Here is a 26,076-nt window from a genome sequence, read left to right on the forward strand (position 1 = left end):
CTTTAAGCTTATACGCTGTAAGCGAAAACTCATCCTCAAATCGATTGCGCCCACCGGGTTTTATTCGGAAGGTGTTTCGCCGAAAGCTCAAGCGAGAGATTCGGAGTAAGCGCGCACAAATGACGGAACTGAATCGCGAACGCAGATACTCGGAGGCATTAGTGCTTTGTCGCCAAATCTGCCAATCGAGCTTCGCGCGCCCTCAGGATCATTTCCAGCGAACCAAAATTCTTCATGCGTTGGGTAAGGGCGCTGTAGTCAGGCGATATGTCGACTGGCTCTACACCCTCTATGATCGCCAACAGATTTCACGGGCGGATTTGGCTTTCCGTCTGTGGAAATCATGGCGGCCGAAATCGGCGATGGACGTTCTGGGGGAACGTCAGAACTGGCAAACCAACGCAACCGCCGAGCGTAGCGCCCTGTTATCGCTGATTGACCTGCGCCGCTATGTCGAGGCGCGTGAGCTGAATTCAGATCTTAAACACGTGAGGCAAAGCAGCCGGCTCAGTAAGAGAATCAATACTGCGCTTAATTCGTTGTCCGCTGAAGGCATATCCGCTGAGGAAGAGGAAGACATCGCCTTTTCGGTACTTAGGCATTGGGTCAAATGCCAAAAAGAGCAACCGACGCAAACCTACAAGGCGCACGCCGGTCGAGTTCTGTTGTACAATCATTCGCTGGGAATTGGCGGAGCCGAGAGGCAGGTTACACATCTAATCGCAAACCTTGCTCAGGACCCCTCGGTTTCGTCTTTGCATATGCTCACAAAAGAGCAACCCAGGAACGTCTACAAGCTTCCAAGCGGGTATAGCAAACTGTCAAATCATCAACTTGATGACATGCCGGTCTCGCTGCCCGACCCGTGGAAAGACGAGCCTACTCTACAGAGTGTTGCGTCACTATCTGAAGCGATAGGAATGCGGTGGCTTCGCGCGGTTTTGGGCACCCTTTACGAGTTGCGTCCGGAGGTTGTGCACATAAGAGGCGGCCTACACGCCGAACTTGCGCTGGCAGCGGTTATCTCAGGTACGCCGCGTGTTGTAGTGCATTTCGGATCGATGACACGCGGACAGCAATCGTCGGGGTCCGAGATCGAAAGCCTGCGCGAGAGGCTTTCCGAATACACCATCAAACTATGCGCGCAGTTCCCGCAGGTTGTTCTGGCGGCAAACAGCAGGGCCGCTGCTGATGATTGGGCCCAAGCAACAGGTTTGCCCGATACGCGCTTTACAACCATTTACAACGCCATTGAGCCCAAAGAACTTGGCTTTAAGGAACTGAGCCCGCCAAAACCAGATTCCGGCCAACAATTGACTGTTGGCGGTGTCTTTCGGTTTTCTCCGGTGAAGGATCCGCTGCTATGGGTCTCGGTCGCCAAAAGAGTGAACACCGCGATCCCGGGCACCCGCTTTCTAATGGTCGGTGATGGACCCCTGCGGAAAGACATTGAAAAAGCCATTGCATCTGCCGGGCTGACAGATCAGTTCGTACTGCCCGGCCTAGTGTCCGAGGGCTTGTTCGACTATCTGCGGCAAATGGACTTGTTTCTGATGACCACGTGTACAGAAAGCCTGCCAAACGCAGTAATCGAGGCTCAACTCGCAGGATTGCCCGTTGTCGCCCCGGATGTTGGTGGCATAAACGAAGCAATTGCCGACCATGACACCGCAAGGCTGACAATGCGAAGCGCTGATGCATTGGCTCAGGCCGTTATTGACGGGTTGCAAAATGAAGATTGGCGCGCATCTGTGCATGCGCGTAGTCCGGGTTTGATCATGAACAAATTCTCGCGCGCCGCGCAGCTGAATGCTGTTAAAACAGCTTACGGGTGGTGCTAAGATATGAAATACAGGCCAGAAATTGACGGCCTCCGCGCGCTTGCAGTGATCCCGGTTATCCTTTTTCATGCAGGATTCCCTTATTTCACAGGAGGTTATGTCGGCGTAGATGTGTTCTTTGTAATCTCCGGGTATCTCATCACAACAATACTCGTTGGCGATCTTGAACAGGGACGCTATTCAATCATTAAGTTCTATGAGCGCCGCGTAAGGCGCATCATTCCTGCCCTTTTCTGCGTCGTGGCGGTAAGCTTTGTTGCGGGTTGGTTCATATTGCTTCCGGCAGATTTCAAAAGCTTTTCACTCAGCGTTGTTGCGGTCACAACGTTCTGGTCTAACTTTTTTTTCTGGATGGAAAGCGGATATTTTGACACCGCGACCGAACTAAAACCACTTTTGCATACCTGGTCATTGGCTGTGGAAGAGCAATTCTATATTTTCTTCCCGATTGCGCTCGCGCTGCTCTGGCGATTTGGCCTCAAGATTGTTTTTGTCGTGCTAAGTCTGATTTTTGCAGTCAGTTTTGCATTTGCCACCTGGGATCTCGGCGCGTTAAGCGAACCCGAAGCGGCATTCTATCTGCTTCCTACGCGCGCTTGGGAATTGATGGCTGGCGCGCTTACCGCACTTTATTTGGGACGCCCAAATCCGTGGAGACCGGGTTCGGCCCTGTCCGGAGTTCTATCGGTTCTGGGTATTGCGCTGATCCTGTATGCTATCCTAGTCTATGACAAACACACGCCATTCCCTAGCCCTTATGCATTAGCACCCGTGCTGGGAACCGTTCTGATCATCTTGTTCGAGCGTCGAGGCACGTGGTCTTTCCCTATTTTGGCCAATCCGGTTTGCATAGGTGTCGGATTGATCAGCTATTCTGCATATCTTTGGCATCAACCCGTCTTGGCCTATGCCCGATATCTGAGTTGGCACGAGCCGCCGCTTTGGTTCATGGCAGTGTTGTGTGGCTTCACGCTCTTGCTTGCCTTCCTCAGCTACAAGTTTGTTGAAACGCCATTTAGAAAAGGTCCAGTATTTCCTGGTATGGCAATAATGCTGCCGGCAGGGGCAGCCGGGGCCGCGCTGATCGTGGCTGGCCTCGCTATCACCTGGACGCAGGGCGTACCGGGCCGTTATACCGAAAATCATCAAGCGGTTTTTGAGCAATATGATGATCCAGCAAACTATGTACGCGGGCAGTTCTCAGAATTCCAAAAAGCAGAGTTTGATGGGACTGATCAACGGAACAAGCTGCTGATTATCGGTGACAGCTACGCGCAGGACATGCTTAACGCCGTGCTGGAATCTCCATTGGCAGACAAGTTCCAACTTTCGACCTTCTACATATCTGGGCGCTGCGGTAACCTGTTCCTGAAACGTGATTTCACGGATCTTGTCGCTCCTAAAGATCGTGAGTTGTGTGCAAAAAGGCCAGGCTACGAGGACGAAACGCTGCAGGCCCGGATAGAGCATGCGGATGAAATCTGGCTGGTATCCAGCTGGAAAGATTGGCACGTCGAGAATCTGCCTGAAAGTCTTGAAAACCTTGGCGACGTGACACTGGCAAGAATTCGGGTTATGGGACGCAAGAACTTCGGTTCCGGTATGTCTCTAAAGCGTTACATGACGGAATTCGAAACGGGCAACGAGGACATATTGGTTGAAATGAGCCAAGGCCATTTGGCTACTAATCAATCCATGAACGAAACTCTATCACAGGGACAATTCGTGGACATTTCAAACTTGATGTGCGGCAATGGTAAAACGTGTCGCAATACGAACGAGGACGGGCTTTTGATTTCATATGACGGAGGCCACCTGACCCGCGCGGGCGCAATTATGCTGGGTCATCGCTTGACCGAATGGCTGGAACAATGATTTGAGAAGGCTCTCAACTCGCATCCAGAGCCCTAAGGTGTTCTTAACTAAGCAACAAAACAAGGAAACAGACGGGTGCAAAAAGTTCTGATTACCGGCACAGCCGGGTTTATTGGTTTTCATCTTGCCAAACTGCTGCTCGCGAATGGAGACAGAGTGCATGGCTTTGACGGGATGACAGATTACTATGACGTCCGTTTGAAACAACGCCGCCATGCCGCACTGTTGCAGAACCCCAATTTTTCCTGTGATGAAGGAATGCTGGAAGACGCGGAGAAATTCGATGTCGTCGCCGACCGTTTCGAGCCCGATGTCATCGTTCACCTCGCCGCACAGGCCGGTGTCCGTTATAGCCTTGAAAATCCCCGGGCATATATCGACAGCAATGTCGTTGGAACATTCAATGTCATGGAAGCCGCACGTCGCCACAAAGTTCAGCATTTGCTCATGGCGTCAACGTCCTCGGTTTATGGTGCCAACACAGAAATGCCGTTCGATGAATGCGAAAAGGCAGATACGCAGTTGACGATCTATGCGGCGACCAAAAAAGCAAATGAGAGCATGGGCCATTCCTATGCCCATCTCTGGGATCTGCCCACAACCATGTTCCGGTTCTTTACGGTTTACGGCACATGGGGTCGGCCTGACCTTGCGCTTTATAAATTTGTCGATGCGATACTGGATGACCGGCCGATCGATATCTACAACCACGGCGATATGTACCGCGATTTCACATATGTTGACGATCTGGTACGCGCGATCTCACTTTTAATCAAAGCCGTGCCGGTGCGTCCGGAGAATCCGGAAGACATCGAAGAAGGTGACAGCCTAAGCCCGGTTGCACCTTACCGCGTCGTCAATATAGGTAACTCGGACAAAGTGCGGTTGCTGGATTTTGTCGACGCAATCGAAGATTGTCTGGGTAAGAAAGCTATCAGAAACTACATGGACATCCAAATGGGTGATGTCCCGGCAACCTGGGCAAACGCGGACCTGCTGCAGCGTCTGACCGGATATCGCCCTCAGACCGATTTCAAAGATGGAATTCAGAAATTTGTCGACTGGTTTCGCGACTATTATGACAAATAGAGGACAAAGCGCACCTTTCGTAGACATTGCCCAATCGTCAGGGCGCAGGTGCCTGCACTGAGACAGGACGCTGTGAAAATGACAATGCCCCGCTTATTCCGCCTGACATACACTGGCACATTCAATCTAAGACGCCTATTAATCCTATCGTGATAAACGGGGCAATTCAAAACATTCGTCAGGCATTGGGCCAAGTCAGTGACCCGGCAACTTTGTCCGCCAACATCGGCTCTATGGCTGCTCTGGCGGTTTCAGGTGTTGCGCTAAACCTGTTGATCGGTAGGTACTATGGCTTTGAGGGGCTCGGCGTATTCAGCCAGGCCCTGTTGTTTTTCCTTATTCTGGGTCAGGTATCGGCGGGTGGCTTTGCCTTTGCGGCACTATACTACTTTTCCCGCCATGGCGCATCCGACCCCGGCGCACGCACCTATTTGATAGCAGCTTTTTTGCCCGTTCTCGCGGTTGGCATGCTGATGGCATTGCTGCTGTGGCACGGCGCACCGGTCATCGGTTTGGTTCTCGACAGCCCAGAGCTGGCAGAAACCATGCCTGCGGTCGGGTTAGGGGTAATGTTGTTTGGCCTGAACAAGGTTGGCGTTCACTCGCTCAATGGGATGGAACATTTGAAAACCTATGCGGTCCTGCAGGGTATTCGTATGCCAACCATGCTGTTCGCATTTCTGGTTTTGCTAATCCTGCAAGCCCCAGCCGGGTGGTTTGGATGGCTGTTTGTGGCATCCGAGGCACTGATATTTGCAGCCATGTTGACGATGCTATGGCACTACACCCGTGGCACGCATCTGAATCTTGCTACGGTGCGCACCGTCATGATCCAAGAAAACGGGCGCGGTTGGCGTGGCGCGTTGATTGGATTGTTGGCAGACGTCAACAGCAAGGTTGATGTGCTGATGCTTGGATTATTGGCCTCTGACAGAATGGTGGGCATCTACGCACTTGGCGCTATGTTCGCAGACGGTCTGCGTATGCTACTTGCGGCGATTCAAAGCGTTATCAACCCAAGGGTCGCCAGCTATTTGTCCAACGGTGATATCGCCGCATTTGACGCTTTATACGCATCTCTTGCATCGATCGGAAGGTCAGTCAGCGGGTTGGCATTGCTGTGCGGGGCTGGACTATTGATCTATGTGGTCCCGGCGCTAATTGGCGCAGAAGATATCCGCTCCTCTACCGAGGTGTTTCTGGTTATGGGCGTTGCAACAACAATCGCCGCCCCCGCAGTCATTCTTAACCAGTCCTTCACCCAAGCAGGTTTTCCCGGTTTGCAAACCGCGTTCCTAGCGGTTTTGGCCATGCTAAACCTTGCCCTGAATGCAACGCTGATACCGCATTTTGGCCCCCTTGGGGCAGCAACTGCTACGGGCATAGCAGAACTCGCACAGCTGTATTTGCTGGCGCGATGGAAGCCTCGGCTAACGTCCTGAGCGGCTTTACTTCACTGCGATGCAGATCGTTTCGTCATCGGATAGGTCGTGAAAATGGACCTGCGTGCATCCTGTCTGTGTAAGGATTTCCCGCACTTCTTCTGTCGAAGGGAAGTGCATGTGGAACATATCCTCGGCTCCCTCGGGAACCTTCAGAGTCGCAACCGACCAGATATATTTGAACGCATGTACGACACCGTGGGAACGCGCGCTTTTGAAGAATTGGCCTGCGCCACGCGAGGCAAGATGCGCAACCCGCGCCAACATGCTTTGGCGCTCTTCCGGCATCAAGTCCATCACAACACAGAGCCGCCCGCCCGGTCGCAAGACCCGTATCGCCTCCTGCAGCGCGGTAGCCGTATCAAGGACATGGTCAAGCGACCGGCAGAACACGACAGCGTCAAAGCTCTCATCAGCAAACGGCAGCGTTTCTGAGATGCCAACCACAAACGGAAATTCCCGTTTGGCCGCTCCGGCAAGCGGATCAATTCCGATCACCGGGCCGATGCCATACCCATCCAGATACCGCGGAGAATGCGCCTGAGGACCACACCCGATATCAAGTACACGACCTTCAATCTTTGTCGCTTTCTGGAACTCGGCTGCAAAACCATCTTCGGTTGAAAGATTGAGCACCGGATCCGCATCATAGGAAAACTGTCCATTCGCTTGCAACCGATCCCACAACTCCTGACGCTCGGCCAAAAGTGTCGGAAGCGGATCCGGCGTAAGATCGGGGTGCCCATTGGTTATTCGATAGCTGCGCGCATCTGAGGATATCTCGGTCAGTTTTTTGTCTGGACCGCGCGAAAATGACAGCGGGGATTGATCCAGCGGATCGACCAGAAATTCCGTGACGTCCATCATAGTGCTCCACCCTCAATAGCCAAGTTCTTAAATCGAACAGCAGTCGCCGAACCCGATACACCTTCGCTCTCGCATGCTCAACCACATCTCACCGGTTTCCACCGTGGAAAGTCACAATCGCCTGGCGCACCACCCGTTGAGTGTGGAATGATGCCCGTTAGTACCGTCTAGGGATTGACAGAATCCTCGTCATGGCTTTGTCGAAATTCACTCCAACCGTCGCCAAGTATTCACGAAGATCGTCCATCCTGGGTTCATTTTCAATTTGAATACGTTCGGCACCGAATTCTCGTGTGATCTTGCCGTCGCGGATTTGATTTGAGCGGAAGGTATCAAACTCGGTAAACCCGGCAACCGTGCGGTAGATAAAGTTGTAGAACGGCGCAGTTCCGTCGCCAATTCTCCACGTAGTCGGACAACCCTCCGGGACTTCAAAACCATATTCGTCGATCAAAACGCGTTCGACCGTTTCTTCTTCCCACGGGATATAGTCAAAAAGCTGAATGTAGTCATGCTTGAGGAAATAGCTCGAGATGAAAGCTTCTATGCTGTCCAGTAGCGAGCGGTTCAGATAGGCGGGGTTCCGCAGAAACTGACCTGCATAATACGACATGTAACGGAACTTTTCGGTCATCGACAGGTTCCAAAGCCGCCGATTTCCCTCATTGATGCCGGCAAACCCCGCTTTGAACCAAGTCTTCTCGTAGCGCCCGTTCTCGCAAAAGATAATCGCGGGCACGTCCAGTTCTTTCTGCAAGCGGTTCGCGTGCTGATAAAACTGTTTATCACCCGCTGTGAATATCGGAACCATCCCAAGTTCCGGCCGTTTGAGCCATGCTTCGATATTCTTGCGGATGTTCTCTTGCTTACGAGGAATGTCCGCCGAAACGATGATATGCTCGATGCCCAGTTTGGCGCAGACGCGCGAAGTGTTGCGTCGGGCCAAGTCTGTCACCATGCCCCAATCGTAAGTGAAGGCAATCGGGTTCAGCCCGAGTTCTGTCTTTGCAACGTGAAGACCATAGCAGCTGTCTCGTCCGCCACTGACCGCCATAAGGCAATTTGGGCGATCTGTGATGTTGCGTAATTTTTCGAGCTGCGCATCCAGTTCGTCGCGCTCTTTCAGCGGCGTCAGAAGGCTGTTGCGGCACCAGTTGCATACACCAGCATCATCAAACTCGATAAAGGGCATCGTGTGGGGCAGCAGACAGTTTGCGCAGCGACGTAGCTCGGCGTTTCTTGGGTCCGTAAGCGCGCTTAGATCTACTGGTTTCGTAGGCGCTGCTGGTTTGATCGCCTTTTGGTCGTCGGTCACGCACCAGCTGTCTACAGTGCCCGGATCATAGCGGCGGACATCACCTTTCTGGATACCAACGCTCGCAAGATGCGCTTCCATCAACCGAAGCATTTCCCGCTCGGACATAAGAAGCCGGCCGACCGGAGCACCATCACGCATCAACTGCGCCTCATAGAGCGAGCCATTGTTAGATGCCGCATGTATTTGACCGAACACTGTGTCAACCATCAGGTATGAAACGACCCCCTGAAGATCGTTCAGCGTAGCCACATTGGCGTCCTCGGCGGAGTTGCCAGCATCAAGATGGTGGCGCAACCGGGTTGGGATTGCCAAGCTGTCCAGCTCGGGCACGGGAAGGTCAGGGGCAAAGAATTCGCTGTGATTGACAATCACCCCGTTATGCACCCCCACAAATCCTTTGTCATCAAAGGGTTGGTTATTGTCATGAAAGGCTCTGAGACCATTTGTAACCAGCCTTGCGTGACCAATAATTGCAACACCGCCGTTGTCGGGATTCACAAAGGCTTTATGGGAAAACTCGGCGAATTCCGGACCTCGAACGATTGCAGACGCAGAACTCGGGCGCTTGATGTAAAAAGTCCGCCCGTTTTGATAGGTGCAGACTCCCGCCGCTTCCCGGCCCCGCCGTTCGGCAATCAGGAGCATTTCGCGCGTCAATCGGGTCAGGATTACCGCGTCGAGATTGTGATTGGCATTAAGCGAAAGACAGAAAATCCCGCACATAGGCGTTCAACCCTTCAGTTCGTTGTTCGGCATTCGGACCCTGACTTCGCTATCCCAAAAAATGCTGCAACGCCATTGCTGTTTGCAAGATGCGTTCGTTATTTGCACGCCCAGTTCGCTGCGCACTCAAAATGCGCTCGATGTAATCAGAATTGAAAAAGCCAACGCGCTCGACGGCCTCACGGCTGAGATAATGATCGATCACGGGTCCAAATTGGGGACCATTTATCCAAACAGTAGTCGGAACCTCGAACCCCATCTTCTTATACGGACCAAGCGCGGCTACGGCATCGGGTGCACTCTGCTGCAAATAGTGGTTCAGGGCTTTCTTCAAAAGCCGCTTGGGATCTGTCGCGTGAAACCGGACCCCTAATGGCAGAGTTTTAACCAGCTCCGCCATTTCAACATCCAAAAGCGGAATCCGCGTCTCGACGCTTTGAGACATATAGGCGTTGTCGTTCGGAACCAGACTGCAAGATGCCAGAAAGCTCTTGATATCAATGTATGAAAGCTGGTCTATCAGGGGCCAGTCCTCGATCCGCTCGCGGTATTGGGTGAACGCAATCGCTGGATCAATTTCACCAACTATCGCATAGGCTTCCGGCGTCAATGCCTCTTTCCAATCACGATAGCGAATGACTTCTTTGAAACCGTAGAAGCTGCGTAACAGATCACCTGTCACGGATTTTGCAAAACTCTGCGCCATAAAACTAAGCGGCAGTCGGCTAGATCCAGCTGGCAGCAGATCGGTGGCATTGGCGATCAGAGATCTGACGGGCGCGGGAAGGTATCGGTAGTAGCGTGCAATATTCGCAGCATGAAGTGTCGGGTAGCCGCAGAACAACTCGTCACCGCCTTCTCCGGTCAGCACCGCCTTATAGCCCTGCGCGCGAATTTCTCCGGCAAGAGCTTCGGACGCCGAATTGACCCAGACTCCATAAGGCTGACCATGTCCAGCATAGCGATTTGGGACAATGCTGGCGAATTGTGCTTCGCCGAGACGTAAAACATGATGCTCACGATCCAGCGCCTTGGTCCAGGCAGCAGCCAATGGGCTTTCGTCAAAAGCGGCCTCGTCATATCCGACCGTATAAGCTTGGCCGGTCCCCCCTTGCGCCCAGGCGGCCGCAGAGACTGCCCGGCTATCAAGACCTCCAGACAACAGTGTCCCGACAGGTCGATCCGCCATCAGGTGTCTACCTACCGCCCGCGGAAGCACATCGGCAACTGCCGCAATCGCATCGGCTTCATTGCGACGGCTATTGTCGGGATTGAAAGTCATATCCCAATAGCGGTGTTTTTCCTGACCTTTCGCAGTGCAAACCAAAGCACATCCCGGTTCCAGCGCCCGTATATCCTCGAAAACTGTAAAGGGCTCGGAAACATACATACTGCCGAGAAAGGTGGCGAGCCCTTCGGGGCTATATTTGTTCGAGAAGCCCTCGACCGATTTGAGCGCATTGAGCTCGCTGGCAAATAGCAGATCACCAGGCACCGACAGGCTCTTAAGAAGATAAAGGGGCTTCATGCCAAAGCGATCGCGGGCAATGATCACCTTGCCCTTGCGCAAATCGTAGATTGCAAAGGCAAACATACCGTTGAGATGATCCAGAACTTCAAGCCCAAATTCCTCGTATCCGTGAACCAGAACTTCGGTATCAGTGTCGGTGGCAAACCTGTGCCCCATTGCCGTCAGGCTGCGTACGAGGTCTGGAGCATTATAGATTTCTCCATTCATTACGACGACGACTGTGCGGTTTTCGTTCCAGATCGGCTGGCGACCGTTCTCCTCACCGACGACCGCAAGACGGGTGTTACCCATCCAGACGCGATCACCGTTATACTGTCCACGTTCGTCAGGACCACGATGATGAAGCCGATCCAACATCGTCGCGAGACAAGCTTCAGCTTTTGTTGGTTCAATGGTCTGTGTTAGCGCCAAGATACCCGCGATGCCGCACATTCCTCAGGCGTCCCGCTGTTTTTCGGCAATCATATACATTACATCGCCGGTCGGGACATAAATGGTAAGCTTGCCCAGACCCATCTTCACCGCGAGCTTTCCGAATGACTTCGGCAACAGGCCAACCCTCCCCGCCTTGTAGACAATAAACGCGACGTTGGCGTATTTCCCCATAGACTTGGAATATGATGTGTATAGCCCGGCGCTTTGAAGCGCCTGCGCCATCGCGGGACGAGTAAAAAATGAAAGGTGTTCCGGTGGTGTCATAAATGGCCACCGACGGCCTGTAAGCTTAGCCATATTCGCGCCAATATCTGGGGTGGTCACGATCATGCGACCTCCCGGCTTGAGCCAGCTTGCCGCGCGCTTCAGAACTGGTTGCGGATCGTACACATGCTCAATGGTGTCAAAGATCAACACGCCGTCAAAGCCACCGTCCGGGAGGCTGGGGTTAAAATCTTCGACTGATTCCGAACTCAGCCTGTCGGCAGGTAAATTCGGAAGCCTGGTCCGTGCCTCCTCAATCCCGGCCTCTGAAAAGTCCATACCGTACCATTTGAAAGTATCTGCACAGGTTGCGATAAACTGCCCTGCTCCACAGCCGATTTCCAGCAGACTATCCCCGGGCTTGAACCCGGCGCGATCCATTAAATTGTGGCGACGCTCATACTCAAGCTCTATGGCTTTTGGATCGGTATATTTGGCTTTCTGAAAATAGAGGGTCCCATAGAGCTCTTGAAGTTCTGCAACAGAAGGCTCTGGGTCAATTTGCTGAAACCCGCATGCGCCACATTTGAACAGGTCAAACTGTTCAAAGCGATAACCCGATCGCAGTTCTGTCGTACCGCCGCACAGGCGGCACCGTTCATGCAGCTTCATCTTTTTGCATGGTGCCTGCTTCTATACGCGCCAAGGCCGCGTCGGTACGGGCTTGTGCGATACGGATGGCTGAAACCTGATCGCAAACGATCCCCATAAAAAAGAGGATCAGAGATGTCAGAAGCATTACAGCGCCAAGGACAGGCAGACCCAGCCCCTGTGCGACAATCACGATCACCGAGTAAACAATACCCAGAGCGGCCAGCGTAAACGAGGGCAACAAGAACAAGCGAATTGGATCATATAAGGCCACAAGACGGGTGATCAGGAGAAGCACATTAAAGCCATCCTTGATTACAGAAACCGATGACTTGCCAACCCTTTTGCGAGTTTCAATGGGCATGAAGCTCACGTCGAATTTTTGTTTGAGATAAAGGATCAGCGATGTTGCGGAGGCTGAAAATCCATTTGGCAACAACTCTGCGAATGACAACAACTGAGTGCGTCGGTAGATCCGCAAGCCGCAATTAAGATCGGGGATTTGCTGACCCACCAGAAGCCTCGAGAACCCCGACAGTATCATCTTACCGGGTTTGCGAACCGGGTCCACATGAGAAGATTTGCTGCGTGCACCAGAAATAAGCGCGGGCTTGGTTCGCTGCCATTGCTTGATCAATGCACGGGCCTGCTGGGCCGTGAACTGACCGTCAGCATCATAAAACATGACAAACGGAGTCGTGGCCTCTTTCAAACCTGTTTTCCATGTTCCCCCATAACCACGATTGCGAGGGTGCGAAATAACATGAGCCCCTGCCGTACGGGCAACTTGGGCCGTATTGTCAACGCTTCCATCGTCAACCAACAGCAACGTCACTTCTGGAAGCTCATCCCGCAATTCGCGGATCACCGCACCGACGGCCTGTTCCTCGTTATAGGCAGGCAATATGATTGTGATATTTTCCGGTGAGAATTCTTCCACGGTTCAGCGCTTTCTATGGCCTAATCGATATTGCTGTTAACAGGGGACATGCTTTCTTACAAGCGCGGTCGTTGCTGCTATTGTGCGCGTCGGTAGTATGCAAATGGACCAAGTTCCAACTGCAAGTCAAAACCATACTCGGAGACAAGCCGTGCTTCTGCCAGTTCTTGCACGACGCGACGATCAATCACCACATCTGGTGAACCAAGCACATCCACAAATCCAGTAATAATTGGAACCTGAGCGTCGGGATCACGTCGCGCTTTGCGGATGGCATCAATTTGGTCCATCAATGCGCGATGCTCGCGCGAATCAAGGCGACCGCTGTACGATATAAAGTTATTGTCCTTGCGATTAAAAGTCAGCGGTAGGAACGCGACGTAACGCAATGCGCTAGAAAGATAATCATAGCGCAAAACCGGGGTGATCGGACCAACGCCGTCAATTTCAGCCATCTTCTGAGAGAACTGTCCAAACTGCGTCAGATTGGTATCTTCTATGCTCTGACCTTTGGTCATGCGATACAGACCGTGGCTGGTAGACGGGTAGGCAAACAACCAGACCCAGGCGGCGAGAGCTATCGTACAAGTCGGAGCAAGGCACGAGGCCTTGGGCTTAAACCGCTGCGCCAGATATGTGATCAGCATAAACATGCCAATATATGCTGCGGGAACTCCAAAACGCGTGGCTCGAATGAAATCAAGCTGCAGAGGGCCACGCGCCTGCGCCGCCGCGATAGCTTGATCAATCGCAGAAATACCCAATGCCAAAAAAATCGTGGTGGTAAAGAAACCAGCAACCCAATACCACGACTGCGGAAAAGACAGACGTGACCGTAGATGCGAAGGCAGAATGCTTGCAAAGGTGATGACCAAAACGGATAACCCGCCAACAACGAATAACACGCCGAAGAAAGGTACGACAACTCGATCCGCCCACTCCATGCCCGGTACGCGAGAAATCAAGATAGACATGCGTCTGACGCCTCGCAATGTTGATAGATGATCAATCGCCATGCCGACATTCGCATAAGGAGAATTTGCAAACTGCTGCAAGGCTTCCTTGTCCCCTGCAGCGAAGGTTTGAGAAAACAACAAAGCATACGGGCTCATCAGCGCGAGATATAGCACCCCGGCAAGCACATGATGAACTAAAGCATAACCCCAGCCTTGGCCCTCACCTCGCCGCAACAAACTGACAAACAGAAGAGCCAGAGCAACAGGTGGGCCAGAAGGAAGATGCAGGTAGCTCGCAGCGGCAGCGGCGGCCATCAGTGCATAGGGTCTGGGTCGGGACGGGGATATCAATATCAACAAAAGCCAGGGCAACGCTGCACCGTATGCGCTGCGCAGAAGCGGTGAATAGTAGTGACCCCATAAATCACCGGAAATCGTAAAAACCGTGGGAATGCTGATCAGTGCAAGAGCGATCGCAACATTCCGATTTAAAAAGAGCTGTTTTCCAAGAAGGTAAAAGCCGCCCATCTGCGCCATCGCTATTGGGAAACATATGATCACATAAAAAAAGCCGAGCTGAACCCCTGCTAGCCCAAGCAGATAGTTGGGCCACATCAAAGCTGCCTGATAAAAACTGGTTGTGCCATCGACGCCCAACAACACATCATCCATGAACGCTTCGGGCTGAATCCAATGCGCGATGATATAGAGAATGGAACCGTTGTCACCGTTTTCGATCACGAATGGCGCACGTGTGTTCAAGGCGAGAAACATTTGAAGGAGAAACGCGACGCCGACAAAAATTGCCCATGCTGACCACTCCGAACCGTATCGCCCAACTGCAGAGCGGTGCTGAAGTTCATCAAGATTGTCAGACCCGTTTTGACGCATGGGTTCCATTTTTTAACTTTCAATCTATCGATATACGAAACCTGCAACCAAAGACGGCTTCGCGGTCACAACTGTCTGGTGATATTTGTCAGCTCGCGGATATTACATAGCACATAGTCGATCTTTGAGCCTCTATCCCTCTTCCGCATCTGTCCACGTCAGACGCAATTACATGCGCGCGTAAAGTCACCCTGCTAGGCTCTTACGACATTTTTCGCACCAGTATCATATACACCTCTTGTGTCGATGATGAGCTGGGCGTGCTTGGTGATCATTTCATAGTCAAACTTATCATGATTGGTCGCAAGAATGATCGCATCTTGCGCGGCCAGCACTTCGGGCGTCAGCGCTTCAGACGACAAGTCGAACTGGTGTTCCCTCATATTCGGGAAAACCGGAACATGTGGATCGGAATAACTTAGGACACCACCCCGATCCCGAACTTTCTCCATCAGCGCAACGGATGGGCTTTCACGCATATCATCTACATTTTTCTTGTAGGCTATCCCCAGAACCATGATTTTACTTCCGCGAACCGATTTGGAACGCTCGTTCAAAGCCGAGGCGAGCTTGCCAAATACATAGTCCGGCATTGCGGTGTTGATTTCACCGGCCAATTCGATGAAACGCGTATTTACACCGTATTCACGGGCCTTCCAGGTTAGATAAAAAGGGTCAATCGGGATACAGTGCCCACCGAGGCCAGGGCCAGGATAGTAGGGTGTAAACCCAAACGGTTTTGTTGCCGCTGCTTTGATCACCTCAAAGATATCAATTCCCATTCGATCGGCTACGATCTTCATCTCGTTTACAAGACCAATGTTCACCGCGCGGTGGATATTCTCTAGAAGTTTCGTCATTTCGGCGGTCTCAGTCGAACTTACTGGAACAAGACTGTCAATCGCGTGATTATACAGAGCAAGACCTGCTTCAAGACAAGCTTCGGTGTGACCTCCAACGACCTTCGGAATAGTATGAGTAGTAAAATCTGCGTTGGCCGGGTCTTCGCGTTCTGGAGAGTAGACAGCAAAAATTGTCTCACCGGCCTTTAAGCCATTGCGTTCCAGACGTGGCAGAACTTCATCCTTAGTTGTGCCTGGATAGGTGGTGCTTTCCAATGCTACGACCTGCCCTTCACGTAAGTACGGAGCGATCTGATCGCAAGTACTCGTGACAAAGCTCATGTCGGGCTCGCGATACTTGTTCAGCGGAGTCGGTACGCAGAGCATTATTCCGTCGGCTTCTGCAATCCGTAAGAAATCGGTTGTCGCTTCAAAGCCATTCTCGCACGCTTGTCCAATACGTGCATCTTCGATGTGTTCAATGGAGCTATGTCCGCTATTCAACTGGCGAACACGCTCTTCATCAAGATCAAAGCCCAGAACTTTGTATCCGATTTCTGAGTACCGAAGCATCAGAGGTTGGCCGACATATCCTAGTCCGACAATACCGATTACGGCAGTTTTGTCCGATAATTTCTCGAGTAGATTATCCAAACACATTTTTTGTGAAGAAGTAGCGTTCATTGAATCATACAGACCATTTTTTAAAAGTTATTTCAGACCTAGAGAATTTTCCCGGCGGGCTCTTTAGGTCGGCTTTTATATATTTGCACAAGGATGGCAAACAAAAAACTGTTACTGAGCTTGTCTAGGTTCTGGACTCATTAAATTGGTGGTGGTCATCCCACCTGCGCGATTCATACCCGTGAGTTTCAAGGGTATAACATGAGCAATCTATTCTGGTTGAGTGACGAGCAGATGGCGCGGCTTCAGCCTTACTTTCCAAAGAGCCATGGTAAGCCGAGGGTTGATGATCGACGCGTTCTGAGTGGAATTATCTTCATCAATCGCGATGGGTTACGTTGGTCCGATGCGCCGCGCGAATATGGGCCGCCAAAGACACTGTACAATCGCAGGAAACGATGGAGCGATTTGGGCGTGTTCGCTCGCATCATGACTGGGCTTTCTGCGGAGGGAAGCGATCATAAGACCATCATGATTGACGCGGCTTACCTCAAAGCACACCGCACGGCTTCCAACCTGCGGCCAAAAATGGGGGCGCGGCAGGCCGATAAGGCGCACCAAGGGTGGCATGAATACAAAACTGCAGGCCGTTACTGACAGCCTCGGACGCCCTATCCGCTTCTTCATATCCGCTGGGCAGGTTAGCGATTTCACGGTCACCAGGGCTCTGGTGAACAGTCTGCCTTCGGCTGACTGGCTGCTGGGTGACCGCAGCTATGACGCCGACAGGTTCCGCGAAGCCCTTAATGAAAGGAGAATAAGACCCTGTATCCCGAGTCGCAAATCACGCGATAAACCTGTCCGGTACGACAAGCGTCGCTACAAACGTCGCAACTGAATCGAGATTACGTTTGGACGTTTGAAAGACTGGCGCCGGGTTGCTACGCGCTAAGACCGATGCCCAAAGGTCTCCCTCCCTGCCATCGCTCTAGAAGCTACCGTGCTATTCTGGTTGTAAATCAATGAGTCTGGAGCCTAGAAGTATCTAACTGGCAAATATGGCGCCTGAGGGGTCTCGAATTCCCGACCTTCGATTATGAAGAATCTGCTTTACCGGTAGAGCTATTGAGGCGCTCCATCTAGTCGCGCGATGTGGGCCATGCATCGCCGGTTCGCTCAGGCAGTGGTGTTGACCCATTCGCAATCATCCCGCATCCTGACCCCGACTTGATCCGCCCGGCGGGTTTGGTTGGTTAATCAGATATTTACCAAGGTCATTTGAATGCTCGGAGAATCGCAGAAGACCTATGTGCTGGATACCCACCGGCTGCGCGATCCAGAAGAGACCCTTGCCATCGTCAAACCGTTTCTCAAAGAGATGGGCATCACACGGATCGCGAATCTGACCGGACTGGATCGGATCGGATTGCCGACCGTGATGGTGACGCGGCCCAATTCGCGCTCGGTTGCGGTGTCGCTGGGCAAGGGATTGTCGTTGAGTGCGGCGCAGGCCTCGGGGGTGATGGAGGCGATCGAGTCGTGGCATGCAGAACGGATCGAGCTGCCGCTGCGGCTGTGCACCCACACCGATCTTGCGCAGGAAAACGTGGTCAATGTGGACCGCCTGCCTCGCGTGACCGGTGGGCAGTTTGACCCTCACGGTGCGATGCTGTGGGTGCAGGGGCAGGACCTGAACGCGGATGCTGCTTGCTGGGTGCCCTATGAGATGGTGGATACGGATTACACGACCTCTATAGCCAACGGACAGCGCGCGTTTCCGCGTACGACAAATGGTCTGGCATCGGGCAACGATGCCGCTGAGGCTAGCTGCCACGCGATCTGCGAACTGATCGAGCGCGATGCGACGACGCTGTGGCATCATCGGGGTCCAACACCCCGCATCGATCCTGATACAGTCGATGATCCGCGCTGCCGTCAGGCAATGGGCCTGATCACAGAGGCAGGGCTGGAACTGGGGATCTGGGACACGACCTCGGATATCGGCATCGCCAGTTTTCGCTGTGTAATCTGCGAGACCGGAGAGGCAAACGGCCATATCGGGATCGGAGATGGCTGTCACCCCGACCGCGCCATCGCGCTGCTACGCGCGCTGACCGAGGCGGCGCAGACACGGCTCACCTATATTTCAGGCGCGCGAGACGATCTGGACCCTGAGGAGTTTATCGACGAGGCGCGCCTGTGGCGCGGACGGTATGTTCGCGAGCTGATCGAAGGCGCAAAGCCGACAGAGCGTTTTACGGATTGCCCCTCGCACGTAACCGGATCTTTCACAGAAGACCTCGATCTACTTTTGGCCCGGTTGTCTGAGGCCGGGATCGGCCAAGTGGTAACGGTTGATCTGTCCCGACCCGGGATCGACATCGCGGTCATCCGCGCGGTCATTCCGGGGCTGGAAGCCCCGCATGACGATCCTGACTTCATCGCCGGTCCGCGGGCTCGGGCGATATCGGCATGACCGTCGTTGTTTTTGTTGGGCCCACGCTGCGACCCGAGGCCGTGCAGAAACAACTGGACGCCACCATCCTGCCCCCGGTTCAGCAAGGCGATGTGTATCGTGCGGTGCGCGACAGGCCGCAAGCAATTGGCATTATCGACGGGTATTTCGACGGGGTGCCTTCGGTCTGGCACAAGGAAATCCTGTGGGCGCTGGAACAGGGCATTCCGGTATTCGGCAGCGCCAGCATGGGTGCGTTGCGGGCGGCGGAACTGGCTGATTTCGGGATGATCGGCGTCGGACGGGTGTTCGAGGATTACCTGAGCGGCGCCATTGCAGATGACGATGAGGTCGCGGTGCTGCACGGCCCCGCCGAGCTTGGCTTCATACCGTTGAGTGAGCCTATGGTCTCGATCCGGGCCACGCTGTCCGCAGCGGTGAAGGCCGAAGTGGTGTCGGAGGATGAGGCACAGATATTGCTGGGTGCAGCCAAGGCGCTGCACTATCGCGACCGGGTTTGGGGCAAGGTGATTTCGGCTGCAAAGACCAACACAGACTCGGCGACGTTTCGGAACTGGTTGCCCGGCGGCCAGGTGGATGCCAAAGGCGCCGATGCACGCGAGATGCTGGCGCAGATGGCGCGGTACCTGGAAGCAGGTTCCGACGCGCCGGAATCGACACGCGTCGAACGAACTCTGGTCTGGCGTGAACTGCGGACTCGTGTGGATTCCGAGACCGCTCCGCATGACCCGGATGCGCGGGCACTGGTGGACGAACTGCGGCTGGACCCTGCCCTTTATGTCCAACTACGCGACCGCGCCGCGTTGCACCTGTTGGCGCGCGACGAAGCATATCGGATAAATCACCTGCCCGATCGGGATACCTTGCGAAGACAGATGGCTCAGCACCGTCGCGCGGCCCGCCTGCCTCGCCACTCCGATCTGATGGAATGGTTGCAGGACAACGATCTGACGCTTGCTCAATACGAGGCATTGCTGGCGGACTGTTCCTACAAAGATACGGCCATCGCAGCGCGCGCGGATGAGCTCGACATTGCCCTGCTAGCCCAACTGCGCCACGATGATCGCTATGGCGCGCTGCGTGATCGGGCGCGACGCAAGGCCAGCCGGATGGCGGGGCTGGATCGGGTGAATGGTTCTGCAAACAGAATGCAATCGCTGCTCTGGTATTTTGAAACGCGGCTTGACCAGGCGGTGCCAGATGATCTTGAATCCCATGCAATCGCGCTTGGTCTTGACGGGCGCGACGCGTTTCTTGATCTGATTGAAGCTGAATACATGTTTTGCCACACCGAAGGTGAACCGGGACAATAACGGGAGGGGACAATGACGATCTGGCCCGACTACTCGGACAACGAAACTCCGGGCACACGGTTCTTGCTTTATCCGCAATCGCCCTTCTTAGAGCCGAATTCGAAACCTGAACTGGTCGAGATCTCTGCCCCGCAGGGTACGATCGGACCCGGCCCCTCGGGGCCGCGAATGTATGCGATGTACCCGGTCGACAAGACGATCCCCTATGGCGCGATGATTGAAGGCGAAGAAGGGCCCGAGATGTATCTGCCCGCCTGGGATGGCTATATCCTGCCGCCCCCTGAACCCGACGAGTTCGGAAATTTTATCCATATCGATCCCGACGATCCGGCCTTTGAAGCTGCCCATCTGTTTGGCGCAGCACATTTTACGATGGATGTGTGGGAGGGCTATTTCGGCCGCCCTATCCCTTGGCATTTCGAGCGTGATTTTGAACGGTTGGAACTTTCCCTACTGCCCAGCCTTGATAACGCGCATATCGGCTGGGGATTTCTGGAGACCGGCGGCACTCGAGAACATGGCGAGGAATACCGCCCCTATAGCCTTAATTTTGACGTCGTAGCGCATGAGATCGGCCATGCCATCATCTACAGCGTCATCGGCATGCCGTCAGAAGAGGACGCAACTGGCGAGTATTATGGATTTCATGAATCAGCAGCAGATATGGTGGCACTGCTTGCATCACTGCATTTCGGTTCAGTCGTAGATGAACTGCTGAAGAACACGCGCGGGAACCTGTATACCTATAACCGGCTCAGCCGATTTGCAGAGCTGTCCCAAAACTCGCAAATCCGCATCGCCGCTAATGACCGGACTCTGTCCGAGTTCTCACATGGCTGGTCCAGTGAACACGCGCTGTCGGAACCGCTGACCGGGGCGATGTTCGACATTCTGGTCGATATCTACCACGAGCGGCTGGTTGCACATGATGTGATCGACCCCGAGATGGAGGAGCTTTCGGATGAGCTGGAAGGCTCTGACGAATACAACGCGATCATGCAGGATTTATTCGACGAGCATTACGCCGCTGAACCGGAAGGATTCCGCGTGGCGCTGATAGAAGCGCGGGATTTGCTGGGCACCTATCTTGCCGATGCTTTGGAAATGCTGGATGCTGATATGTTGAGCTACTTCGGGGTTGAGCGCGCGTTGGTTGTTGTTGACCAAGAGATCACAGGAGGGGCATTCCGCCAGATCATAGAAGGCAATTTCCGCATGCGCGACATCGGATTGACACGCCCTGGCCCGCGTCTGACTAAGCCGGATGGGTCGAGCCACGCCGCATCGGTTCGAACACTAGCGCCCGAGCCAAAAGAACCTTAAAGTCTTTGTTTTTACCTCGGTTTTATGTCAGGTTACGGGCACGGGGTGATAATTCGACAAACGAAGCGCAGACCAATGCGCAAACCGGGACGGACGTGGCAGAAAGCTCCGTCAGCCCCCGATAGGGAGAAAGTGATATGTCTGAGTCGTTACTCAGTTTTTCCGAGGTATTATTGTTTGGGCGAGAGTTAAGTGATCTAAAACTGAAACAGAAATCGGTCCGGTTGGCGCTTGAGTCGCCAGATGTCGCCAGCATTCCGACAGGATTTACCAGAATAGACGGTGTACCGGTCAGAGAAAACGACCGGGTAATGCTTCAGGTCGGAACGACGCCAAACACAGACTCGGGTATCTACAAAGTTGTATCTGCCGGAGGAGGTACCTTTAATCTGGACCTGACCAGACGCAAGAAGGTTTCACACGATTCTCTGGTTTACATTCGTCGGGGGCGGCAATTCAAACATACATTCTGGCTGCAGGCCGCAGATCACCACAACAGGCAGTTATATGTTGAACAAGATGACCGCAGAAGGGGTCGTGGCGTCAACAACTTCATCGGGGACCAGTTCGGAGGCGATGCCCGGCTGGCGCGGATTTATGGCTTCGCATATGACGGCACATATTACGAGATGCCAGAACCGACAATCTTTCTGGTCCATGGCGAAGGCGACAGTGCCACAAGTGGCAACCTGCCCTATGGGTTCAGCATGGAAACTGCTGGAGGTGCAGATACGACACAACAGGCCGCGCGTGCTCCGCTGGATCCGTCCAGGTCCGGTGTCGCGGCGGCGGATTACCAGATGGCGAACGACATCCGTGTCTGGAACTATGATCAGGCCGATTACACCATCCGCATGGATATTGCTGCCGGTCAGGTCGAAGAAGTGCTGCTGGACGTCTATTTCGAATACGACGCGCCGATGATGGCCGGAGCCAAGGTATCGGGAGCCAAGGTGAGCGGGGCCAAGGTTTCAGGCGCCAAGGTCAGCGGGGCCAAAGTTTCGGGTGCTAAAGTTTCAGGTGCCAAAGTCAGCGGTGCAAAGGCCCGCGGGGAATAGGGCCTGATTAAGCAAAGCGCGGTTGGGTTAAGCCTGATATGACAAGTGTTGCTGGCCACATACGTGCAGGTGTGTGGGCTGCAGCAACTTTATGTCAGCATTGAACCCAATCCAGGCTTTGTCGCACCGCCCTATTTCTGCATGGGGCGAAGCTTCGAGACTTATTACTCAATGAAAAACGCGGGATGGTAAGTTACCGAGCCGTCAGGTTGCTTTCCTTTTAAGACTTGCTGCATGAAATACTCGGGCGGCACGCCTTCAAATCGAAGTCTGTCATCTCGTACAAACCCGAAACGCGGATAATAATCCGGGTGCCCCATAACAACGCATCCATTTGCATCCAGAGCGCGGAGCTTCCCCAGCCCATCTTGGATAAGAGCGCCACCAATTCCTTTGCCCTGGTGGTCAGGACGGACGGATACTGGACCCAGGCCATACCAATTCATGTCTTTGCCATTAATCAGGACCGGGGAAAATGCAGCGTGGCCTAACAGCTCCCCATCTTCCTCAGCGACCAAGGACAAGGTGAGAGCGGAAGCTTTGCGCAGGCCATCGACTATAGCAGCTTCCGTGCCTGAACTGTGCTCTGCTGTAGCAAACGCTGCCTCGGTGACAGCCTGAATGATCGCAATGTCAGCGCCTGTTTCGTTACGTATTATCATAACATCATCATGCTGTTCTGTTGTTTAGCTGTCGCCCAACAGAGCGGCGACCGATAGCCGTTATGCTGTTAGAGCCGGAGTTTCGCGACACGGTCAAGCGCTTACGGCGCAGTATACCAATGATGTCGAGTGTGCAGTCGGATAGCAGGGATCTGTCAATTGTATTGCACACAACATGCACTATTTTTCCATTGGGATTGCGTTCGTGGCGGATTGTTCCACCTTGAGCTAACATGTGCAGGACGCGTTGCTCAGTTATTAATATATTCATGGTTAACAGCGAAAACTTCTGATTGTGCGTCGTTGCATCGGACACCGCATCGGATGTAGAGCGGCGGCGCAAACATGCCCGTTCCTGCCACTCAGAACCCGGCCTTCTTGAGCCCTTCGACAAAATGCTGCGTATCGTCGGACAGGCGGTCTGGTTGAACCTTGGCCCAGCGCGACAGTGAGAAATTGGGATGTGCCGCGCGGTGTTTGTCGGCGATCTGGCGGGCCATGTCCAATTCGCCCTTATGGGCGTAGCTGGCGGCCAGTACGCGTTGCCCTTCGGTCGGGTTGTTCATCTTGTTCACGCAGGAGATCACATCGTCATAGCGCTTGAGATTGTAATAAGCTCCGCCCAGATGCCACAGGTACTGATCAGGGAAATAGGGGTTCAGGCGCATGGCCTGTTGCAGGTGTTTGATTGCAGTTTCGTTATCTCCCCAATGAGCCAATGCGTCGGCGTAGTCCGAGTGCATATCCGCGTCATTGGGGTTCAGCTGCAAGGCGCGCTTGTAGGATTCGATCGCGGAATCGAACTCTTTTCGATAGAGCTGTACATAGCCCAGCTCTCCAAACCCGCGTGCATCGGTCGGGTCGAGCTCCACGGCGCGTTGGGCCAACGATAGTGCCTTGTCGAGCGCGCTGTTTGGGTCTTCAGTCCACGAATAGCGCCAATCAATGTTCAACGTACGCGACAGAGCCGCCGCAGCCCGCGCATAGCCGCCGTCACGCTCAAGTGCTGATTCATAGCAATGCTGCGCCTTGCGGTTATCGTTGCGTGTGTACTTGAAGATATGATGCTGCCCCTGAAGGACAGACCCATAGGCCTGCAAGTCTGACGGGATCGCCTGTACCATGCGCTGTTTTTCATGCGACTCGATCATCACTGCGGTGGCTGCAACAATGCATTCAGTCACTTCATCCAGAATATCGAATATATCGTCGAGCTTGCGGTCAAACCTCTCGCCCCAAATGGTGCGTTCAGTGTTGGCGTCAATCAGCTCGGCCGTGATCCGGATTCTGCTGGATGATCGGCGCACGCTGCCGCGCGCGATGTAGCGCACGTTTAGGCGCCGGGCAGCTTCTTGAGGCGACATTGACTGGGTTTTGAAGAAGAAGGACGAGTTTCGGGCGATGATGAACAGGTTCCGGAACTTGGACAGGTTCATGATGATGTCATCGGTTAGCCCTTCGGCGACCCAGTTATCATCTTCCTCACCACCCTGACTGGCAAACGGCAATACCGCAACCGAGGGGATATCGGGCCGTTCGAGCACCTCCAACTGCATCTCAGGACGCAATGTGGCGGCCATTGTCGCTCCTTCGACCTCGGTTCGAACACAGTATGTCGCGACCGGAGACATGATGTTCTTGAGCTGTTTGGGGCCAAGGAATTCATAGCCATAACGCAGCCGGTTGCGGATCTGCTCATAAACGGCCGCACTAACATAAACCCGCTCGGGCTCGGCAATCTCTTGCAGGCGGGCGGCGATGTTGACGTTGTCGCCATGGATGCCACGTTCATCCATCAAAACCTCGCCCAAATGAACGCCCGCACGGAATTTGATGTGCTGGCCGTCCGGCCGCGTCAGATTATGCTCGGCCGCAATTCGATGCAGTTCGATGCTAAATTCAACCGCGCTGGTGGCCGTATCAAACAATGCAAGAATGCCGTCGCCGCGCACTTCAATGATTTTGCCCTGATATTTCGAGCAAGTCTCTTCGAGCTGGAACAAAAGAGATTTCAACGCGTTATACGTATCCATCTCGTTCTCACTCATCAGGCGGGAATAGCCGACAACATCGGCAAACAGCACCGCCCCGAGCTTTTGTCTGATTGAAGTGTCCGAACCGGTCGTATTCACTGGGTGCACTCAACTGCGTGGTCTCGTCGAATCCGACAAGAGCGTTTTAAAAATATACCAAGCAAAATTCGCATCATTTCAAGTAACAGAACCGCATTCAGGCGGCCAGGACATACCTGTTGACCCAAAACTGACCACCGTTTCCCGGCCCAGTTCCTGTGCCAAAACGTTCCGACGCTCAGCCCAGTCCTGTTGCAACATACCGACGACCACCATGTCGTGAAACTGCCCGTCCGCGAACCAAGCCTGCCGCATCGTGCCTTCGATCTGGCAACCCAATCGACTGATCAGATCGCGGCTGCCGTGATTGTCGGCCCGATAGTAAGAAGTTATCCGGTTTAGTCCTAATTGCTGAAAGGCAAAATCTAACATCAATGCAACAGCTCGCACCGCCACGCCCTGGCGCCGCAATGACTTTTCTACAAAAACCGGAACAACCGCATCCCGATTGAAGGGTGAAATCGATTCGAGACCAACCACGCCGACCGCATCTCGATCATCATTTTCAATCACAAACCAACATTTTTCCTCTCTGCTAGAAATGCCAACAGCGCCTTCCCAAGAGTGTTCGGTTTGCGTCAGATTTTGCGGAATTCGCGTGGTTCTGTCGAACAGAGCTAGTTCTTGAACATCCTGAAACCAGCGGGCCACGATCTCAAGATCAGCCTTTTCCAGAGGGCGCAGCTTGAACTGCCGGTGTGAGGTATCGGGCAAAGGAAACGACTCCTGAAACAAAATGAAAAAATCTATGCGTGCGATACTAGCACAAATATCCCAGAAACAAGAAAGGGTTATTCACACAAGCCTGACGTCGGCTGCGACCCGCTGAACGGGGCAACCAGTCAAGTCCGAAGAATGTTTGAATAGTGCGAGCGAAGACCTA

19 protein-coding genes and 1 pseudogene are annotated in these 26,076 nt (G+C 53.5%); 9 read left to right on the top strand and 11 right to left on the bottom strand.

Translation table 11 applies throughout. From position 1 onward, the window contains the following. Positions 1-119 precede the first annotated feature (119 nt). The 4 genes from ACR0MQ_RS08075 (at position 120) to ACR0MQ_RS08090 (ending at position 6,247) form a co-directional block, all read left to right on the top strand. A complete protein-coding gene (locus ACR0MQ_RS08075) occupies positions 120-1,841 on the top strand; it encodes a glycosyltransferase (RefSeq protein WP_480456014.1) in 1,722 nt (573 codons plus the stop codon). A gap of 3 nt (positions 1,842-1,844) precedes the next feature. Next, positions 1,845-3,716 (top strand): acyltransferase family protein, encoded by a 1,872-nt coding sequence (locus ACR0MQ_RS08080; protein WP_480456016.1) that lies wholly within the window; start codon positions 1,845-1,847, stop codon positions 3,714-3,716. A 75-nt stretch (positions 3,717-3,791) separates the two neighbouring features. Beyond that, positions 3,792-4,805 carry an NAD-dependent epimerase/dehydratase family protein gene (locus ACR0MQ_RS08085; RefSeq protein WP_480456017.1) on the top strand — a complete coding sequence of 338 codons (1,014 nt, stop codon included), beginning with the start codon at positions 3,792-3,794 and terminating at the stop codon, positions 4,803-4,805. A 233-nt stretch (positions 4,806-5,038) separates the two neighbouring features. Further along, the gene (locus tag ACR0MQ_RS08090; RefSeq protein ID WP_480607224.1) at positions 5,039-6,247 is read left to right on the top strand and encodes an oligosaccharide flippase family protein; all 1,209 of its coding nucleotides are present in this window, start codon (positions 5,039-5,041) and stop codon (positions 6,245-6,247) included. A gap of 6 nt (positions 6,248-6,253) precedes the next feature. On the opposite strand, the gene ACR0MQ_RS08095 is transcribed toward ACR0MQ_RS08090, so the two are convergent. The 7 genes from ACR0MQ_RS08095 to ACR0MQ_RS08125 all read right to left on the bottom strand — a co-directional run bounded on the left by ACR0MQ_RS08095 (position 6,254) and on the right by ACR0MQ_RS08125 (position 16,289). Then, on the bottom strand, positions 6,254-7,114 hold the full coding sequence (locus ACR0MQ_RS08095) for a class I SAM-dependent methyltransferase (RefSeq protein ID WP_480607227.1): 861 nt from the start codon (positions 7,112-7,114) through the stop codon (positions 6,254-6,256). A gap of 157 nt (positions 7,115-7,271) precedes the next feature. Next, the gene (locus tag ACR0MQ_RS08100) at positions 7,272-9,077 is read right to left on the bottom strand and encodes a hypothetical protein (RefSeq protein ID WP_480607230.1); all 1,806 of its coding nucleotides are present in this window, start codon (positions 9,075-9,077) and stop codon (positions 7,272-7,274) included. A 127-nt stretch (positions 9,078-9,204) separates the two neighbouring features. Then, positions 9,205-11,118, bottom strand: a complete 1,914-nt coding sequence (gene asnB / locus ACR0MQ_RS08105) for an asparagine synthase (glutamine-hydrolyzing) (RefSeq protein ID WP_480607233.1) — start codon at positions 11,116-11,118, stop codon at positions 9,205-9,207. Positions 11,119-11,121: 3 nt separating this feature from the next. After that, a complete protein-coding gene (locus ACR0MQ_RS08110; RefSeq protein WP_480456022.1) occupies positions 11,122-11,997 on the bottom strand; it encodes a class I SAM-dependent methyltransferase in 876 nt (291 codons plus the stop codon). Beyond that, entirely contained in the window at positions 11,984-12,916 is a 933-nt protein-coding gene (locus tag ACR0MQ_RS08115) for a glycosyltransferase family 2 protein (RefSeq protein ID WP_480607236.1), read from the bottom strand. Before ACR0MQ_RS08115 ends, ACR0MQ_RS08110 begins: the two co-directional genes overlap by 14 nt. Positions 12,917-12,993: 77 nt before the next feature. Next, positions 12,994-14,544 (bottom strand): hypothetical protein, encoded by a 1,551-nt coding sequence (locus ACR0MQ_RS08120; protein WP_480607239.1) that lies wholly within the window; start codon positions 14,542-14,544, stop codon positions 12,994-12,996. Between the two features lie 413 nt (positions 14,545-14,957). Continuing rightward, positions 14,958-16,289: a nucleotide sugar dehydrogenase gene (locus tag ACR0MQ_RS08125; protein WP_480607242.1), complete on the bottom strand. Its 1,332-nt coding sequence runs from the start codon at positions 16,287-16,289 to the stop codon at positions 14,958-14,960. 201 nt (positions 16,290-16,490) lie between these two features. Between ACR0MQ_RS08125 and ACR0MQ_RS08130 the strand changes: the two are divergent. The 5 genes and pseudogenes from ACR0MQ_RS08130 to ACR0MQ_RS08150 all read left to right on the top strand — a co-directional run bounded on the left by ACR0MQ_RS08130 (position 16,491) and on the right by ACR0MQ_RS08150 (position 22,399). Then, positions 16,491-17,247: pseudogene (locus ACR0MQ_RS08130) on the top strand (IS5 family transposase). 264 nt (positions 17,248-17,511) lie between these two features. Then, positions 17,512-18,705 carry a YcaO-like family protein gene (locus ACR0MQ_RS08135; RefSeq protein WP_170773437.1) on the top strand — a complete coding sequence of 398 codons (1,194 nt, stop codon included), beginning with the start codon at positions 17,512-17,514 and terminating at the stop codon, positions 18,703-18,705. Further along, a complete protein-coding gene (locus ACR0MQ_RS08140) occupies positions 18,702-20,018 on the top strand; it encodes a TfuA-like protein (RefSeq protein ID WP_480607245.1) in 1,317 nt (438 codons plus the stop codon). Before ACR0MQ_RS08135 ends, ACR0MQ_RS08140 begins: the two co-directional genes overlap by 4 nt. Before the next feature lie 12 nt (positions 20,019-20,030). Beyond that, complete coding sequence (locus ACR0MQ_RS08145) at positions 20,031-21,341, top strand: gluzincin family metallopeptidase (protein WP_170773441.1); 1,311 nt, start codon at positions 20,031-20,033, stop codon at positions 21,339-21,341. Between the two features lie 137 nt (positions 21,342-21,478). Further along, the gene (locus tag ACR0MQ_RS08150; protein WP_170773443.1) at positions 21,479-22,399 is read left to right on the top strand and encodes a hypothetical protein; all 921 of its coding nucleotides are present in this window, start codon (positions 21,479-21,481) and stop codon (positions 22,397-22,399) included. 164 nt (positions 22,400-22,563) lie between these two features. On the opposite strand, the gene ACR0MQ_RS08155 is transcribed toward ACR0MQ_RS08150, so the two are convergent. The 4 genes from ACR0MQ_RS08155 to ACR0MQ_RS08170 form a co-directional block, all read right to left on the bottom strand. Beyond that, complete coding sequence (locus ACR0MQ_RS08155) at positions 22,564-23,061, bottom strand: GNAT family N-acetyltransferase (RefSeq protein WP_480607249.1); 498 nt, start codon at positions 23,059-23,061, stop codon at positions 22,564-22,566. A gap of 7 nt (positions 23,062-23,068) precedes the next feature. Beyond that, positions 23,069-23,332: a YjhX family toxin gene (locus ACR0MQ_RS08160; protein WP_480607323.1), complete on the bottom strand. Its 264-nt coding sequence runs from the start codon at positions 23,330-23,332 to the stop codon at positions 23,069-23,071. Between the two features lie 91 nt (positions 23,333-23,423). Beyond that, entirely contained in the window at positions 23,424-25,193 is a 1,770-nt protein-coding gene (locus tag ACR0MQ_RS08165; RefSeq protein WP_480607251.1) for a tetratricopeptide repeat protein, read from the bottom strand. A gap of 78 nt (positions 25,194-25,271) precedes the next feature. After that, the gene (locus tag ACR0MQ_RS08170) at positions 25,272-25,907 is read right to left on the bottom strand and encodes a GNAT family N-acetyltransferase (protein WP_170773449.1); all 636 of its coding nucleotides are present in this window, start codon (positions 25,905-25,907) and stop codon (positions 25,272-25,274) included. Positions 25,908-26,076: the final 169 nt, after the last annotated feature.

The sequence above is a fragment of the Ruegeria sp. AN6 genome (genome assembly GCF_056540425.1).

What these genes read in the sequence shown, in the direction of transcription:
- ACR0MQ_RS08160 (WP_480607323.1), bottom strand. Translation starts at nt 23,332, where the DNA reads ATGAATATATTAATAACTGAGCAACGCGTCCTGCACATGTTAGCTCAA.
- ACR0MQ_RS08075 (WP_480456014.1), top strand. Translation starts at nt 120, where the DNA reads ATGACGGAACTGAATCGCGAACGCAGATACTCGGAGGCATTAGTGCTT.
- ACR0MQ_RS08100 (WP_480607230.1), bottom strand. Translation starts at nt 9,077, where the DNA reads ATGCTCCTGATTGCCGAACGGCGGGGCCGGGAAGCGGCGGGAGTCTGC.
- ACR0MQ_RS08090 (WP_480607224.1), top strand. Translation starts at nt 5,039, where the DNA reads ATGGCTGCTCTGGCGGTTTCAGGTGTTGCGCTAAACCTGTTGATCGGT.
- ACR0MQ_RS08120 (WP_480607239.1), bottom strand. Translation starts at nt 14,544, where the DNA reads ATGGATGATGTGTTGTTGGGCGTCGATGGCACAACCAGTTTTTATCAG.
- asnB (WP_480607233.1), bottom strand. Translation starts at nt 11,118, where the DNA reads ATGTGCGGCATCGCGGGTATCTTGGCGCTAACACAGACCATTGAACCA.
- ACR0MQ_RS08095 (WP_480607227.1), bottom strand. Translation starts at nt 7,114, where the DNA reads ATGATGGACGTCACGGAATTTCTGGTCGATCCGCTGGATCAATCCCCG.
- ACR0MQ_RS08125 (WP_480607242.1), bottom strand. Translation starts at nt 16,289, where the DNA reads ATGAACGCTACTTCTTCACAAAAAATGTGTTTGGATAATCTACTCGAG.
- ACR0MQ_RS08110 (WP_480456022.1), bottom strand. Translation starts at nt 11,997, where the DNA reads ATGAAGCTGCATGAACGGTGCCGCCTGTGCGGCGGTACGACAGAACTG.
- ACR0MQ_RS08140 (WP_480607245.1), top strand. Translation starts at nt 18,702, where the DNA reads ATGACCGTCGTTGTTTTTGTTGGGCCCACGCTGCGACCCGAGGCCGTG.
- ACR0MQ_RS08155 (WP_480607249.1), bottom strand. Translation starts at nt 23,061, where the DNA reads ATGATAATACGTAACGAAACAGGCGCTGACATTGCGATCATTCAGGCT.
- ACR0MQ_RS08150 (WP_170773443.1), top strand. Translation starts at nt 21,479, where the DNA reads ATGTCTGAGTCGTTACTCAGTTTTTCCGAGGTATTATTGTTTGGGCGA.
- ACR0MQ_RS08145 (WP_170773441.1), top strand. Translation starts at nt 20,031, where the DNA reads ATGACGATCTGGCCCGACTACTCGGACAACGAAACTCCGGGCACACGG.
- ACR0MQ_RS08135 (WP_170773437.1), top strand. Translation starts at nt 17,512, where the DNA reads ATGCTCGGAGAATCGCAGAAGACCTATGTGCTGGATACCCACCGGCTG.
- ACR0MQ_RS08080 (WP_480456016.1), top strand. Translation starts at nt 1,845, where the DNA reads ATGAAATACAGGCCAGAAATTGACGGCCTCCGCGCGCTTGCAGTGATC.